We start from the raw sequence: 15,843 nt of genomic DNA, 5'->3' as shown, positions 1-15,843 counted from the left end.
TTGTCTAAAACCTTTGATAGATGAACTACTTTCGACCTATATTTGGAGAACCATAGCATAAGTAGGTTAAGTTCATGGTAAGATTTGGGGAAAAGGTGGAGCACTGCTCCACCTTTTTATTTTAATAATAAAAATGTTCCTGATGGCCCTATGCTCTGAACCCTAGCATTCTTCTGAACTAATTTTGTTTTGTACTACTTTACTTTCCTTTTTTCAAGAAAAAAACCCTTAATTTTTCTTTTTTATTTCACGTAATACCAGTAATTTAGCGTTGCCATAGCATAAGTAGGTTAAGTTTATGGTAAGATTTGGGACGAAAAGGGTGGAGACTTCTCCACCCTTTTCAATTTATTGTAGGTACAATTTCGATATTTTGGCTAAGAATATAAGAATAGTAGCGAACTGAATTTTATATGAACAATCAGGCCGTATTGCTGATAGATGCATAGAAGCTTGTTGAAAAAAAAGCCCCGAGGATATTCATATCCTCGGGGCTTTTTAATTAGGTAATGTATGGAGGCCTATTTGTTCGCTTTATAAAGTTCGGAGACCTTTTCCCAATTGATAACATTGAAGAACGCCTCGATGTATTCAGGTCTCTTATTTTGATAATTCAGGTAATACGCATGTTCCCAAACGTCGAGACCCAGAATAGGTTGTCCCCCGCAACCTGTATCGGGCATTATAGGGTTGTCTTGATTAGGAGTAGAGCAAATTTCAACTTTACCTCCTTTATGTACACATAACCAGGCCCAGCCCGAACCAAAGCGTGAACCGGCGGCACTACTGAATTTATCTTTAAAGCCTTCAAAAGAGCCAAAGGCGCTGTTGATAGCATCAGCCAGGGCACCTGAAGGTTCTCCTCCTCCGCTTGGGGACATTATTTCCCAAAAAAGAGAGTGATTATAGAATCCTCCGCCGTTGTTTCTTACTGCCGTATTCGACATGTCCAGATTTTTAAGAATGTCATCGATGGATTTACTGGCCAAATCCGTACCCTCAATGGCTGAGTTCAACTTGGTCGTATATCCGTTGTGATGTTTGGTATGGTGTATCTCCATAGTCCTTGCATCAATATGTGGTTCCAAAGCATCGTATGCATAAGGAAGTTTTGGTAAATCAAAAGCCATTTTATAATTGTTTTTAGATTAATATTTCAGTGTTCTGAAAAGTACGTTTTTTAACATTTAAAATGCCTTAATAAATTGTTAAGAACTCTTATAGAATCCGTATTTTGCATAAAAAAGCACTTGCAAGAAGCTCCTTTTAAAATATACAACGCTTCGGCCGGATCTGGAAAGACTCATACCCTTACCAAAGAATACCTTAAAATAGTTCTTTCTTCACAAAATCAATTCAAAAAAATATTGGCCATAACCTTTACCAACAAAGCGGTCAATGAAATGAAATCCCGTATTCTGAAAACACTTTTTGAATTCGGGAAGGTTTCTGATTTCTCAACCGCACCTTTGTTGTTTGATGAAATTGCAGAAGAACTCCACCTTGAACATGAGACTTTAAAGTTGCGAGCGAAGAGAACCCTTAAAGCGATTCTTCATAATTATGCTTTTTTTGATATTTCTACTATTGACAAATTCACGCATAGGCTCATTAGAACGTTTGCCAGGGATCTTCAGCTGCCCCAGAATTTTGAAGTGGTATTGGATACAGACCTTTTATTGGAAGAGGCCGTTGCCAGACTCGTTGAAAAGGCGGGATCCGATAAAAAACTGACCCAAGTATTAATTGATTTTGCACTTGAGAAAATCGATGATGATAAAAGTTGGGATATCACCTACGACCTAACCAATTTTGGAAGATTGCTGTTCAGGGAAAACGATTTTCCCCACCTCGAAAAATTGAAGGATAAGAATATTGACGACTTTATAACCCTGAAAGATATCCTTGCAAAGCGGATCGAGGCCAAAAAGCAAAACTTAGTTTCGGTGGCGCAACAAATTTTGAATAAGATCGCTGAAAAGGGACTCGTATTCTCCGATTTTAAAGCAGGTTACTTTCCAAAGTTTATGGCTAAAATCGCGCAGAAGGATTTAAATATTAATTTTAACGCCGCTTGGAAACAGAACTTTGTCAATACAGGCCTGTATACCAAGTCTACTTCTGAAAACATCAAATTAGAGCTTGACCTTCTTTTTCCGATTTTTTCAAAGGCACTTGAAACCATAAGACAAGATTTTTACCAATTATCCTTATTGAAGAATGCCTATGGCAACTTAGTTCCCCTAACGGTTCTGAACGCCATTCAACAAGAGGTAAAAGCATTGTTGTCCGAACGTGATCAACTGTCGATATCTGAATTCAATGGAATTATTTCGAAAGAAGTAAGCAATCAACCAGCACCCTTTATATATGAGCGCTTAGGGGAGAAATACCGTCACTATTTTATTGATGAATTTCAGGATACTTCTTCCATGCAATGGAACAATTTGGTGCCCCTGGTTGCCAATGCCCTAGAAAGTGAAGACTTACAAGGTAAAAGAGGTTCTTTGTTTTTGGTCGGTGATGCTAAGCAGGCGATCTATCGCTGGCGCGGAGGCAGGGCGGAACAGTTTCTCAATTTGATTACCAAAGATGCCAACCCCTTTGTTGTAGTTCCTGAGACACGGTCATTGCCCAAAAACTTCCGGAGCCACGAGGAAATTATAAAGTTCAACAATGAGTTCTTTAGAATTACAAGCCCTCTTTTAAACGATTCCCGATACAGCAGCCTTTTTGTCGATGGCAGCAATCAAGGGTATAATGAAAAAAAAGGGGGGGTGGTTCAGCTCTCATTTATTGAAGGAAGTGAGAGAGAAGATCGAGATGAACAGTATTGCCATGAAGCCTTAAGAATAATCAAGTCGGTATCCAAAAGGAACTATGGCTATGACGATATTTGTATTTTGGTTAGGGGCAATAAAGAGGGTGTTTTGCTAGCCGAGTATTTGACCCAAAACCAAATTCCAACGATTTCTTCTGAAAGTCTTTTACTAAAAAGTAGTGATAAGGTTGGATTTTTGGTTAGTATTCTTGAGTATGCGATAAACCCACAGCCAGAAAAAGGGTACGAGATACTTTATTATTTATCATTGAACATCGAAAATCAACACCAGTTTATTTTTGAAAATCTCAATGGTGTAGAAAAGTATCTTATAGACGCTTATGAACTCAGTCTTGATACGGTGAGACGCTCGTCCGTATATGATACGGCCGAGGAGATGATCAAGAAGTTCAACCTCGTACCCGATTCCGATGCCTATATCACCTATTTCATGGATTTTATTCTCGAAGTGGAACAAAGGGAAGGTGTGGCAATACAGGTCTTTTTATCTCATTGGGACAAAAAAAAGGACAGGCTTGGGATAACCGCTCCTGATACTATAGATGCCGTGCGTATAATGACCATTCATAAGTCAAAGGGCTTGGAGTTTCCTATCGTAATATTCCCGTTTGCCAATGAACATATATATAGAGGTAAGGATAAAAAAATGTGGTTACCAGTAGATCCTAATGATTTCAACGGTTTCGACGAGATTCTTTTGAACGAGAAGAAGGAAGTGCTCGAATATGGCCAAATCGCTGCTGAACTCTATGCCGAGGAGGAGTATAAGATGGAGCTCGATGCGTTTAATTTGCTTTACGTTGCGCTTACCCGAGCAGAAAAGGCACTCTTTGTAATCAGTGAGAAAGATCTTACTTCCAATGGCGAGCATAAGAAAGAATTCTATTCGGGCCTGTTCATAGAATACCTAAAGGAAAAGAAATTATGGAACCAAAATGAGACTGTTTATACCATGGGTCACTTGATGTCAAATAAGGAAGTTGTTACCAAACGCCAGCATGAAACCGTGCATTTTGGATATACATATAAGCACAGGTCAGAATTTAAAATTTTGACCAAGGCAGGAATGCTGTGGGATACGGCCCGTGGCAAAGCCTTGTCAAAAGGTAACCTATTACATTACGTTTTGGGTTTAGTTGAAACGGAGGGTGATATTGAAGACGCCCTAAATATCGTGGTGCGTAGAGGTGATATTTTAGAAGAGGATATCAACGAAATTAAGAACGCGGTGGATAAAATCGTAAATCATCCCGACCTGCATAAATATTTTGAAGAGGGAAATATCATCAGGAACGAGGCTGATATGGTTACCAAAGAGGGTAATGTAATTCGTCCGGACAGAATAATTTTCAGACAGGGTCAAGTTAGCTTGATTGATTATAAGACCGGTAAGAGTGATCCCAAATATGTGCACCAACTATATACCTATAGTGACGCGCTTATAGAAATGGGCTATAAAGTTGAACAAAGAATATTGGTATATATCAATGACAACGTAAGCGTAAAGTATGTCTAGGCCTTCTTAAGCGTTCCTTTTTTTGATTCTTTTCTTTTTTCTCGAAAATATTTATAACCTAGATAGGCAAATTGAGCCCCTACAAGTACTAAAGTATACTTGCGGCTTCTTACCAAAGCCGCTGCAATTCCGAATATTTTGGGTGTCATTGTTTTGATGTTTTAATCGCTTAATTTAGCATTTTCCTACTTTTACATTAATCGTAAAGAATAAAAGTAGTGTCTTATAAAAATTCTTTGCTTCCTAATATTATTTTAACTCAAGGCATATATGTACGGAAAGATTAAAGATCACTTAAAAAATGAATTGGCCCAGATAAAGGAAGATGGCCTTTATAAGGAAGAGCGCATAATAATCACCCCGCAAGATGCGATTATAAAAATTTCGACAGGCGAGGAGGTCATAAATTTTTGTGCTAACAACTATTTGGGTCTATCATCCCATCCGGCTGTCATTCAGGCGGCGAAAGACACACTTGATAGTCATGGCTTTGGCATGTCGTCGGTACGTTTTATTTGCGGCACTCAAGATATTCACAAAACACTGGAGCAAAAAATTGCAGATTTTTATGGTACAGAAGATACCATATTATATGCTGCGGCTTTTGACGCGAACGGAGGTGTTTTTGAACCCTTGTTAACAGCTGAAGACGCGATAATATCAGATGCACTGAACCATGCTTCGATCATCGATGGGGTGCGCTTGTGCAAAGCCAAACGATATCGATATGCCAATGGCGATGTCAAAGACCTTGAAGAACAATTGCAAAAGGCAGATGCGGACCATGCTCGATTTAAGATTATCGTCACCGATGGAGTATTCTCGATGGATGGATTATTGGCGCCTTTAGATCAAATTTGTAATCTGGCAGAAAAGTACGACGCACTGGTAATGATCGATGAATGTCATGCAACGGGATTCATAGGTAAGACCGGAAGAGGCACTTTGGAAGAAAAGGAAGTTATGGGGCGCGTAGATATTATCACGGGAACACTGGGCAAAGCGCTTGGTGGTGCAATGGGCGGCTACACCACTGGCAAAAAGGAGGTCATTGAAATGTTACGGCAGCGCTCAAGGCCTTATTTGTTTTCAAATTCTTTGGCCCCGGCCATCGTCGGAGCCTCGATAAAGGTTTTTGAATTGTTGGAAAGTGATACGACACTTCGAGACAAGCTTGAAAAAAACACGGAATATTTTAAATCCGGTATGAAGGAAGCCGGTTTTGATATTATCGACGGAGAGTCTGCCATTGTACCTGTCATGCTTTATGATGCAAAGGTGGCGCAAGAAATGGCAAATCGATTATTGAAGAAAGGAATCTATGTCATCGGCTTCTTCTACCCTGTCGTACCAAAAGGCAAGGCACGGATTCGCGTTCAATTATCCGCCGCCCACGAAAAGGAGCATTTGAACCGGGCAATCGATGCTTTTATCGAGGTTGGAAAGGCCATGAAAATCGTTTAAAGGCATTATTTATTCTATATATTGCGTTAAAAAAAATGCAAAATTGATTTTGTTAATAATATTTAACAACTTACATTTGCAGCTAATAAACACTTAAACTTAAAAATTTGAACATGAAACATCTTAGCAAATTATTAGTTGTTGCCCTTCTTGTTATAGGCGTAAACAACATACAGGCTCAAGACGAAAATAACCCTTGGCAGGTTAGTTTTGGGGTTAACGCCATAGATACCTATCCAACTGGTGATGATGGTGGTTTTGGTAGTCAACTTTTTAACGCCACTGACCACTGGAACATTCTTCCTTCTATCTCTTACATTGGTGTCTCTAAATCAGTAGGTGGTGGATTTTCTGTCGGAGCTAGAGGTTCTTTGAACAAAATCAGCAAAGTGGGTGATGTGAGTGTTGATGACCTTTCTCATTATGCTATAGATGGTACAGTTAAATATAATTTCTTAAAGGAAACCGTTATTGATCCTTTCGTCGAAGTAGGTGGAGGTTATACTTGGGTTGATGAAATCGGAGCAGGTACTCTTAACGGAGGTGTAGGTATTAACTTTTGGTTTAGCGACAATATTGGTCTAACCGTACAGACTGCTTACAAACATGCTTTCGAAGATTACGGTGTTAAGCACTGGCAACATATGGCCGGTCTTGCTGTTAAGTTCGGCGGTACTGATACGGATGGTGACGGTATCTATGACAAAGACGATGCTTGTCCAGAAGTAGCTGGTTTAGAGGCTTTCAATGGTTGTCCTGATGCTGATGGTGATGGTATAGAAGACAGCAAAGATGCTTGTCCAAACGAAGCTGGTTCAAAAGAAATGAACGGTTGTCCTGATGCTGACGGTGATGGTGTTGCCGATAAAGATGATAAATGTCCAAACGAAGCTGGTCTTGCCAGCCTTGCAGGTTGCCCAGATGCTGATGGCGATGGTGTAGCTGATGGAGATGATTCTTGTCCTAATGAGGCAGGTCCTGCTGAAAATAAAGGATGCCCATGGCCAGATTCAGATGGTGACGGTGTATTGGACAAGGATGATAAGTGTCCTGACGTTGCTGGTACTGTGGCCAACGAAGGTTGTCCTGAAGTAACTGAGGAAGTTCAGAAGCAATTGAATGAATATGCTAGAACAATCTTGTTCGACACTGGTAAGTCTTCTATCAAAGCAGAATCTACTTCTGTAATGGTGGATATTATTCAGATTTTGAACGAATATCCTAACGCTAAGTTTACGGTTGAAGGTCACACTGACAGTGTTGGTAGTGAAAAATTGAACCAGAGCCTTTCTGAGTCTAGAGCACTTTCAGTAAAAGAGTTCTTGGTAGATAAAGGAATAGAGGAGTTCAGATTGTCAGCTGTTGGTTATGGAGAATCTAAGCCAATTGCTTCCAATAACACTAGAGCCGGTAGAGCTGAAAACAGAAGAGTTGAGATTAACTTAGTTAAGTAGTACTAGTTTTTTCAACGAAATAAAGCTAAAAGCCCTGACATTTGTCAGGGCTTTTTTATTTTTAAAGTATGCAGAATTTTTTAGAGGAGGTAGTCAAAGAAGTTTGGCCGAAATACGGGTCACTTGAAGATATCATTTTTATTCTGCCTAGTAAGCGCGCTGGAGTTTTCTTAAAAAGAGCGATTGCAAACAATACCCATCGAACAATATTCTTACCTGAAATTTTCAGTATAGAGCATTTTATTGAAAAGATTTCGGGCATTTCGTACGCAAACAGTACACAACAATTGTTTAACCTGTATCAGGCGTATGTCGATACTAACTCTACAGAAGCTGAAAGTTTTTTCAAGTTTTCAAAGTGGAGTCTAACCTTACTTCACGATTTCAATGAAATTGATAGGTATCTTGTATCGGCCAGCCAGCTCTTTTCTAACCTTGCTGCTATTCAAGAAATAAACCATTGGTCTTTTCAGAGTAAAAAGACCAAAATGATGGAGAATTATCTGGAGTTTTGGAATAGTCTAGAAGTACTTTACCATCGTTTCAATACGCTTCTTTTAGATCAAGGTCTGGGACATCAGGGTCTAGTATATCGAAAGGCCTGTGAAGAAATTGACACTTATCTAAAGAATTTCAAGGGCAAGACCTTTATTTTTGCGGGGTTTAATGCTTTAAATACGGCCGAAAGCCAGATATTTCAACATATATTGTCTACTTGTAGTGCCGAAATATATTGGGATATTGACCGATATTTTTTGGACGACGATATTCATGATGCGGGTTATTTTATTCGACAACACCGAAGGGATTGGCACTACTTGCAAGAATATGGTCTAAAGGGGCCTAGCTCAAATTATACCAAAAGAAAAAAAATAGAACTGATAGGTATTCCTAAAAATGTGTCACAAGCAAAGTTTACGGGTGAGATTCTCGCCAATATTCAAAAACAACAGCCTGAAACTTTAAAAAGTACAGCAATCATTCTTGGAGATGAAGCTTTATTAAATCCCCTTTTAAATGCGGTTCCCGAAAGTATTTCGAGTATAAACATTACGATGGGATATCCTTTGGCTAAAAGTCAATTAGCCACCTTTTTTGAACTTTATGTAGAACTTTACACCTCAAAACCGCAGAATGGTTGGTATTTTCAAGCTATTTTACATATTCTGTCACACCCCTACATACATTTATTACTGAAGGACTCTGATGAAAATACAATATCTAATATAGAAGAGGCCATTAAAAAAAAGAATTGGGTGTATGTTACGGCCGACCAATTGAAAGAGCTGGCGACGGATAATGAAATGGCTTCCCTTTTATTTATGGAAAGCACGCCTACGCCAAAGAAGTTTATCACAACATGTCTCAGGCTTATAGAAAGACTAAAGTTGAAATTTCAAGAGGGTAGCGATGATTTAGGGCTTGAACATTTGTATCGCTTTTATGGTCTGTTCAACCAATTATTGAATATTATAGATAGGTATACTTTCATTACCGACTTAAGATCTTTTCAGAGTTTGTACAGCGAATTATTAGCAACCGAGACCTTGGATTTTCAAGGAGAACCTATTGAAGGCCTTCAAATAATGGGAATGCTCGAAAGTCGTAATCTTGATTTCGAAACTGTCATCATTACATCGGTCAATGAGGGGATACTCCCCTCGGGAAAATCGAACAACTCCTTTATTCCACTTGATATCAAACGTAACATCGGTCTTCCTACCTATAAGGAGAAAGATGCTATTTACACCTATCACTTCTATAGATTGTTACAGCGTGCCAAAAATATCTACATACTCTACAACACAGAACCTGATGTACTTGAGGGAGGTGAACCTAGCCGGCTTATCAATCAATTACTTACCGATGAGAAGCGACAAGGCGATATTATACATTATGTGGCATCGCCAAGTATTGAACCCTCAAAAAACGTTCTAAGATCGATAAATAAGGATGCAGGATTAGTCGATTTAATTCGAAAACATGCGAGCAATGGATTTTCACCTTCATCGCTGAGCAATTATATTAGAGCCCCCCTTGATTTTTACAAACTTAATTTATTGGGCATTGATGAAAAGGAAGAGGTAGAGGAGACTGTGGCGGCCAATACATTTGGGACTATAGTTCATGATACCCTCGAAGAGCTATACAGTCCCTTTTTAGGACAATACCTTACTGAAAAAGGCCTCTTAGAAGTAAAGACCAATATTAAAGATTTGGTGAGACATCATTTCACTAAAAATTACTTAGATGGCGATATATCAAAAGGGAAGAATCTCATCGCTTATAATGTAGTAGCTAGGTACGTTGAGCATTTCATCGATCTTGAAATTGATGAAGTAAGCAAGCAGCGTATCAAGATTCTAGCCCTAGAGAAAAACCTTCGAATTCCCCTGTCCATACCAGAAGTAGATTTTCCAATTTTTTTAAAAGGAAAACTTGATCGGATCGACGAGGTCGACGGAACTTTGAGAATTATTGATTATAAAACGGGAGCGGTAGAAAGGCGACATGTCGAAATAGTCGATTGGTCGGAAATTGCTATCAACTACGACTATAGTAAAGCTTTTCAGTTACTATGCTATTCCTTAATGTACAATTTTGATCATCCAACAGATAAAATAGAAGCCGGCATATTTTCTTTTAAGAAGTTAAGCTCAGGGCTCTTAAAATTTGCTACGAAGGAAAAAAAAGGGAATAGCAGTAAACAAACAAGTATTACTGCAGATACCCTGAAATTTTTCGAGGTAGAACTAAATAGGTTGATTCGAGAAATCTGTAATCCCGAAATTCCTATTCAGGAGAAAGAATCCTAAGCATTAAGTTCGGAATTATTTTTTATCGGGTCTCGACGGTCGAACTTCTATTTTGCTAGGGAGGGTCCTAGGATGCATTTTTAGCAAATCGATGACAAGTTCACCAATATCCTCAGGCTGAATTTTCCATGCATCGCTTTCGCTGGGTTCATTTCCTGCAAAATGTGTAGCAACGGAGCCTGGCATGATCGTGGATACTTTGATATCGTATTTCCTAAGATCTAGCATGGCGGCCTGTGTAAAACCTACAACGCCAAATTTGGTCGCATTATAACCAGCTCCTGATGCAAAAAAATTGGTTCCGGCCAAACTGGCCAATGTCATATAATAGCCTTTTGATTTTTTCAAGGCATCAACAGAAGCTTTGAGCGTATGGAAAACTCCGTTGAGATTGGTGTCTATCATTTGATGCCATTGGCTTTCTGAAAGCTCGTCTACGGGTGCGAAATGGCCCACTCCAGCGTTGGCAAGTACTACATCTAGTTGTCCCCATTTTTCGAGTATGGCCCCAATGGCCCGCTCTTCATCTCCGTGGTCTGTTACATCGGATTCAAGGGCAAGAACTTGGTCTTTTGTTCCCAGATGTTCAGATGCCTGCTGCACCGTTTTTAAGGTTCTTCCACTGATGGCCACCTTCATACCATTTTCAACTAGTTTTTTCGCTACGCCCAATCCTATTCCTTTTGAACCACCTGTGATATATGCTACTTTATTTTTCAAATCTTTCATTACTCTATTGTTACAGTTTCTACTCAAAATACCACCTTAAGCCATTAAATAAAAGTGTAAAGCGTTATTCTTTTCTTAAAACGTTCCTAAGTCATGGAAGCTAGCAAAACAAAAAAGTTGGGCGGTTTAAAAAACCGCCCAACTTGTCAATCAAATACCTATAAAATACTAGTAACCTTGATTCTGCTCTAGGAAACCGTCGATACCCGAAGCGGCATCCACCGCGCTTTGTGGAATAGGGAACAAACGATGGTTTACGTCTGTGTCCGTCTTTTCTGTCCATGAATCTTCGTATTTGCCAAAGCGGATTTGATCTGTTCTTCTTAAACCTTCCCAATAAAACTCAAAACCCCTTTCACGAAACATGATATCCAAATCAATTTCTGTCAAAGCCGCTGGTGTTTGATCGGCCCTGGCATTTCTTGAAGTCCTTACCATATTTACATCAGTCAGCGCACCAGCAGCATCTCCCTTACGCAACTTGGCCTCTGCACGCATGAAATATATTTCTGCTAAGCGCATCAATACCAAATCTACACTGCTATAATTGTTTCCGTTGGGGGAAGTATGGCTGAACTGGTATTTAGAAAAACGGTATCCTGCATGGTGCAAAGACCCTTCATTGGTGAAATCTATTTGTAAGGTGTGATCTACATATCCAGAATCTCTGTCAGGTCCATTACCTTTTGTTTGTAGTAAGGGGTAAATTCTTAAAGAACCATCATCACATTTCACCAAATCGCCATCCCCTCGGCGTGGTCCCCATTGAATGCCTCGTAAGATCCCTCTATCCATTTCAAATTCTTCAGCCTCCACACAATAGTAACTATTTTCGGTTTCCGTTTCCACTAAAGGTTCGCGATTTGCCAAGTCTATGAGTTGTTCTTCGGGCACCAATGTATTTCTTTTATAGAAACGCGCATCGGCTTCAGCAGGGTCTACATCGCCATAAGCATCCACCCATGTTTGGTAAAAGTCAGGGGTTACTCCCGGGCCATCGGTACCATCTGCTGTATTGTCCGGATAGAATTCAGGTCTGGCAATCATTGCACCTGCAATTGACCAATAAGCCCAACGACTATGCTCTCTTTGAAGCACACCTCTTTGGTCTAGGGCAAAAATGAGCTCGGCATTATCATTGTTATTGTCATTGAAAAGCTCAAAATACTCCGGAGACAGCTCATAGCTACCTGAGTTTATGATATCATTGGTATAGGCAATGACCTTATCCATATCCTCATCGGTAAAATTGGGACTGCCATAAGGATCCCTGTATACTGCGGCATTAAGATATAATCTGGCCAAAAATCCTTTGACGGCATCTTGGGTAATACGTCCTGGTCCATGGCTATTATTAATTACATCAACCACTGATAGCAGCTCACTTTCAATATAGGCGAACGCTTCCTCCGTTCGGAGTACTTCTGAAAGGTCTTCGGGCGATTCCTTTTTAAACACTACTCCCCAACTGTCTAACATCAACATGTTCAAATAGGCCCTAAGAGCCTTCATTTCATATAGTGCTCCTGTGGCTTCATCGTTGCCCGCCTCCGAAAGAGGAGTTAATACTTCAATGGCCGAAAGGGTCCTAGAGATATTAATGGACACCTGATTCCAACCAGAAGTGACCAAGTCGTTGCTGGGTGTAAAATTATGTTGATGGGCGGCAAGAAACTTACCTCCATCATACCAGTCTGTACCACCACGATAGGGCAATATGGCTTCATCAGAGGCAATTTCCTGCAGTCCAAAGTAATTGGTGTGCCTCCAAGTCCAGGAAATATAGCCGTAGGCAGGAGCAATAGCTCCATTTATGGCGTCTGCTTCCGCTCCGAATTCGGTTTCATCTATTCGCTCTTCTGTTAAATCGGTACAGCTAAGGCCCAAAAGCCCAAACAGCACCATAAATACTCCTATTTTAGTTTTATTTTTCATCTTGTTGAACAATTTTTTAATTAGAATGATACGTTTAGGCCAAACATAAATGTTCTGGCAGTAGGATACCGATATCTGTCAATGCCAAATGTTTGTATTTGGTCTATTTCGCTTCCTGTATTTACTTCGGGATCATAGCCGGAGTAATCAGTAATGGTAAATAGGTTTTGCCCAGTAATGTTAAAACGGATATTGTTAACTAAATTTTCTAAGCCAATTCTAGATGGGTCAAGTGTATAGCCTAAGCTTGCATTGTTAAGCCTAAGGAAACTACCATCTTCTAAGTAGCGGGTAGACACATCGTTAGAATTTGTTGGGCTCTCGTTAGGATAGGCAATGGCAAAATCGGTGGTGTTCAAGTTATTGACCAACTGTCCTTTGTTAAAATTAGACATGGCAGTGTGGTTGAATATTTTATTTCCTGAAACACCATTAAAATTAAATCCTAATTCAAAATTCTTATAGTTAAGGTTTAAATAGAAAGCGTATAATATATCTGGCAGGGCACTGCCGGGTACTATACGGTCATTGTCCAGGGATACCCCATCTTCCACTACATCCCTAAACTGGTTAACACCATCATCTCCAATCCCTATAAAATCTTTCATGTAAAACGCACCGATGGGCTCATTGTTGATATAACCATTAATCGTGGCACCGGTTTGGCCCGATCCTTGGGCAGCACCTGAAGTGATTACAGAATAAATGGACTCTTCCACTACATTATCTATAAAGGACACGTTTCCACCAATATTATAGGTGAAGTCCTCGTTAAGGTAGCCCCTATAATCCAAAGCGATCTCATACCCTACGTTTTTTATTTTCATATTGGGGAAGTTGGTCCAATATTTCTCTGTAGGGTTTATCGGGTCAGGGTTGGTAGCATATAGAATAACATCACTCGTGACCTTGTTGAAGTAATCCAGGGTTCCTGTTAAGCTACCTCCTAAAAACCCAAAATCAAGTCCTATATTGGTTTGTGAAACCACTTCCCACTTTAAGTCCGGATTGGAGGTGCGTACGGCAATGGTCCCGTAGGGATAATCGTCTAATGTGGTTTCCGTGCCATCCAATGGATAGGTGTCATTATCACTTTTGGAGTCATTATAACTGGCATAACTAGCTTTACTGGCAATACCGTTCTGGTTACCTGTCTGGCCCCAAGAGACACGTAATTTCAGGTTGCTGAAAAAATTATTGTCCGCCAAAAAATATTCCTTATCAATATTCCATCCCAAAGCGACCGAAGGGAAATATCCGTACTTATTATTGGCACCAAACCTTGAAGAACCATCGGCCCTTAAGGTTCCCGTAAACAAATATTTATCGGCATATGAATAATTTAATCTCCCAAAATAGGATTGTAGTTCATCTATTGTGGCCGTAGACTGCAGGGTAGTGGCCGTAACCTCTGTACTTGACTGGTCTTGGTACCTGGGCTCTATTCCGTTATTCGCAAATCCCCCTTGAAAATCAATATTCTTCCTTTCAAATTTTGTCTCTTGGTACGAATGTCCAGCCAATAGCGTTACATTATGCTTTCCCAAATCTAATTTATAGGTTAAGGTATTTTCTATCAAGTAATTGCTATTTTCGGTAGATATGGTATTTAGGGTTCCCATAAAAAGCCCTTCGCCCAAGGTGTAAGGCTTGTTTTGTATGTCTCGGTTGGTTAGTGCATAGTCTACTCCTACATTCACTTTATAGGTCAACCCTTTTATTATCTCCAAAGAAGGGGTGATGTTTGCTAATATACGGTTGCTTCTGGCTTCGTCCAAGTAGATATCGTTACGTTGCAACGGGTTTAAAATTAATCCGTTGGCACCCTCTAGAACGGAAATATTACCATTACTGTCATATGCGGGTGAGGTGGGGTTCAACTGCAGCATATCTACTATAGTAGGTGTAATGTTAGGTCTTTCATTTATGGTTTTGGAAGCGGTTAGGTTAAAGTCTACGTTCAACTTACCGTCAAAGGCCTTCTGGTTCAATTTTACACGACCCGAATATCTTTCGAGATCACTATTATAGAAAATACCTTCTTGGTCTGAAACGCCTCCGGACACAAAATATGAAAACTTCTCACTTACCCCTCCACTCATGGATAAATTGACGTTTTTGGTTATCCCGGTTCGGGTCAATTCATCTTGCCAATCTGTGTTGCCGCCCTGATCATTCAAGGTTCCGCCGACAGCGGTTACTTGTCGCCTAAATTCGTCCGCACTGAACACATCCATCTTTTTGGCGATGGACGACATGGCAGTGGATACTGATAAGTTCATTTCAGCCTTTCCTGCCTTTCCCTTTTTGGTGGTAATCATAATTACCCCGTTTGCGGCACGTGCACCATAGATGGCCGTGGCTGAAGCATCCTTTAAGACATCCATTGATGCAATATCTTGAGGGTTTATAAAGTTCAAAGGATTTGTCCCCATGCCAATATCATTATTGCTGATTACAAAGCCGTCTATTACATATAGGGGCGCCGTTCCAGACCTAAGACTTCCTACCCCACGAATAATAACATTTTGCGAAGCTCCAGGCTCTCCACTGACATTGGTAATATTAACACCCGATACTTTTCCCTGTAACAATTGCCCTGGGTTTGTGACCACACCTTGGTTAAAATCTTCACTATCAACGGAGGCAATGGAGCCTGTTACATCTGATTTTTTCTGTGTACCATAACCTACAACGACCACATCTTCCAACTGGGTGGCATCTTCCGCGAGTTGTACCGTAATATTTGTCTCGCCAGCAAGGGATACTTCTTTGGTGGCGTAGCCCAGATACGAAACTACGAGAACAACGTTGGTGTTATCGACTTGCAGGCTAAAATTGCCATCGAAGTCGGTCGTTGCCCCATTTGTAGTACCCTTTTCAACCACCGTCGCTCCTGGTAGTGGAATATTCTGAATGTCGGTAACCGTACCGGTTACTGTGGTTTGTGCCCATGCTATAGACGTCAGCCCAAAAAAGCTGCCAATGAGCAATAGAAATCTTAAGTTTTTCATAGAGTTTAGTTTAAATTGGTAATTAGGCAATGAATGTACAGAAATTTAATAAAAATATTACTATTTGTAATTT

General features: G+C 40.1%; 9 protein-coding genes. 4 read left to right on the top strand and 5 right to left on the bottom strand.

Translation table 11 applies throughout. The features are described 5' to 3' along the window. Nucleotides 1-521: 521 nt before the first annotated feature. Complete coding sequence (locus F2B13_RS12285; protein ID WP_149273477.1) at nt 522-1,130, bottom strand: superoxide dismutase; 609 nt, start codon at nt 1,128-1,130, stop codon at nt 522-524. A 75-nt stretch (nt 1,131-1,205) separates the two neighbouring features. Here F2B13_RS12285 and F2B13_RS12280 point away from each other — a divergent pair, with 75 nt between their 5' ends. Further along, entirely contained in the window at nt 1,206-4,358 is a 3,153-nt protein-coding gene (locus F2B13_RS12280; protein ID WP_232625229.1) for a UvrD-helicase domain-containing protein, read from the top strand. On the opposite strand, the gene F2B13_RS20470 is transcribed toward F2B13_RS12280, so the two are convergent. Further along, nucleotides 4,355-4,507: a hypothetical protein gene (locus tag F2B13_RS20470; protein ID WP_198439688.1), complete on the bottom strand. Its 153-nt coding sequence runs from the start codon at nt 4,505-4,507 to the stop codon at nt 4,355-4,357. The two genes, F2B13_RS12280 and F2B13_RS20470, sit on opposite strands and share 4 nt — an antisense overlap. Nucleotides 4,508-4,628: 121 nt before the next feature. Here F2B13_RS20470 and kbl point away from each other — a divergent pair, with 121 nt between their 5' ends. The 3 genes from kbl to F2B13_RS12265 all read left to right on the top strand — a co-directional run bounded on the left by kbl (nt 4,629) and on the right by F2B13_RS12265 (nt 10,092). Further along, entirely contained in the window at nt 4,629-5,822 is a 1,194-nt protein-coding gene (kbl, locus tag F2B13_RS12275; RefSeq protein WP_149273475.1) for a glycine C-acetyltransferase, read from the top strand. A 113-nt stretch (nt 5,823-5,935) separates the two neighbouring features. Further along, nucleotides 5,936-7,276, top strand: a complete 1,341-nt coding sequence (locus tag F2B13_RS12270; RefSeq protein ID WP_149273473.1) for an OmpA family protein — start codon at nt 5,936-5,938, stop codon at nt 7,274-7,276. Nucleotides 7,277-7,344: 68 nt separating this feature from the next. Continuing rightward, nucleotides 7,345-10,092 carry a PD-(D/E)XK nuclease family protein gene (locus F2B13_RS12265; protein ID WP_149304336.1) on the top strand — a complete coding sequence of 916 codons (2,748 nt, stop codon included), beginning with the start codon at nt 7,345-7,347 and terminating at the stop codon, nt 10,090-10,092. 15 nt (nt 10,093-10,107) lie between these two features. On the opposite strand, the gene F2B13_RS12260 is transcribed toward F2B13_RS12265, so the two are convergent. The 3 genes from F2B13_RS12260 to F2B13_RS12250 all read right to left on the bottom strand — a co-directional run bounded on the left by F2B13_RS12260 (nt 10,108) and on the right by F2B13_RS12250 (nt 15,770). Then, complete coding sequence (locus tag F2B13_RS12260) at nt 10,108-10,821, bottom strand: SDR family oxidoreductase (protein ID WP_149273469.1); 714 nt, start codon at nt 10,819-10,821, stop codon at nt 10,108-10,110. Between the two features lie 168 nt (nt 10,822-10,989). After that, on the bottom strand, nt 10,990-12,756 hold the full coding sequence (locus tag F2B13_RS12255; RefSeq protein ID WP_149273467.1) for a RagB/SusD family nutrient uptake outer membrane protein: 1,767 nt from the start codon (nt 12,754-12,756) through the stop codon (nt 10,990-10,992). A 20-nt stretch (nt 12,757-12,776) separates the two neighbouring features. After that, a complete protein-coding gene (locus F2B13_RS12250) occupies nt 12,777-15,770 on the bottom strand; it encodes a SusC/RagA family TonB-linked outer membrane protein (protein WP_149273465.1) in 2,994 nt (997 codons plus the stop codon). Between the last annotated feature and the right edge of the window lie 73 nt (nt 15,771-15,843).

The sequence above is a fragment of the Pareuzebyella sediminis genome (assembly GCF_008367235.1).
Taxonomy (GTDB): Bacteria; Bacteroidota; Bacteroidia; order Flavobacteriales; family Flavobacteriaceae; genus Pareuzebyella; species Pareuzebyella sediminis.
The sequence above is the reverse complement of the archived record's forward strand: the minus strand, read 5'-3'. Positions and strand labels throughout refer to the sequence as shown.

Coding starts and splice junctions, on each gene's coding strand:
- F2B13_RS12260 (WP_149273469.1), bottom strand. CDS start 10,821: ATGAAAGATTTGAAAAATAAAGTAGCATATATCACAGGTGGTTCAAAA.
- F2B13_RS20470 (WP_198439688.1), bottom strand. CDS start 4,507: ATGACACCCAAAATATTCGGAATTGCAGCGGCTTTGGTAAGAAGCCGC.
- F2B13_RS12255 (WP_149273467.1), bottom strand. CDS start 12,756: ATGAAAAATAAAACTAAAATAGGAGTATTTATGGTGCTGTTTGGGCTT.
- kbl (WP_149273475.1), top strand. CDS start 4,629: ATGTACGGAAAGATTAAAGATCACTTAAAAAATGAATTGGCCCAGATA.
- F2B13_RS12250 (WP_149273465.1), bottom strand. CDS start 15,770: ATGAAAAACTTAAGATTTCTATTGCTCATTGGCAGCTTTTTTGGGCTG.
- F2B13_RS12270 (WP_149273473.1), top strand. CDS start 5,936: ATGAAACATCTTAGCAAATTATTAGTTGTTGCCCTTCTTGTTATAGGC.
- F2B13_RS12265 (WP_149304336.1), top strand. CDS start 7,345: ATGCAGAATTTTTTAGAGGAGGTAGTCAAAGAAGTTTGGCCGAAATAC.
- F2B13_RS12285 (WP_149273477.1), bottom strand. CDS start 1,130: ATGGCTTTTGATTTACCAAAACTTCCTTATGCATACGATGCTTTGGAA.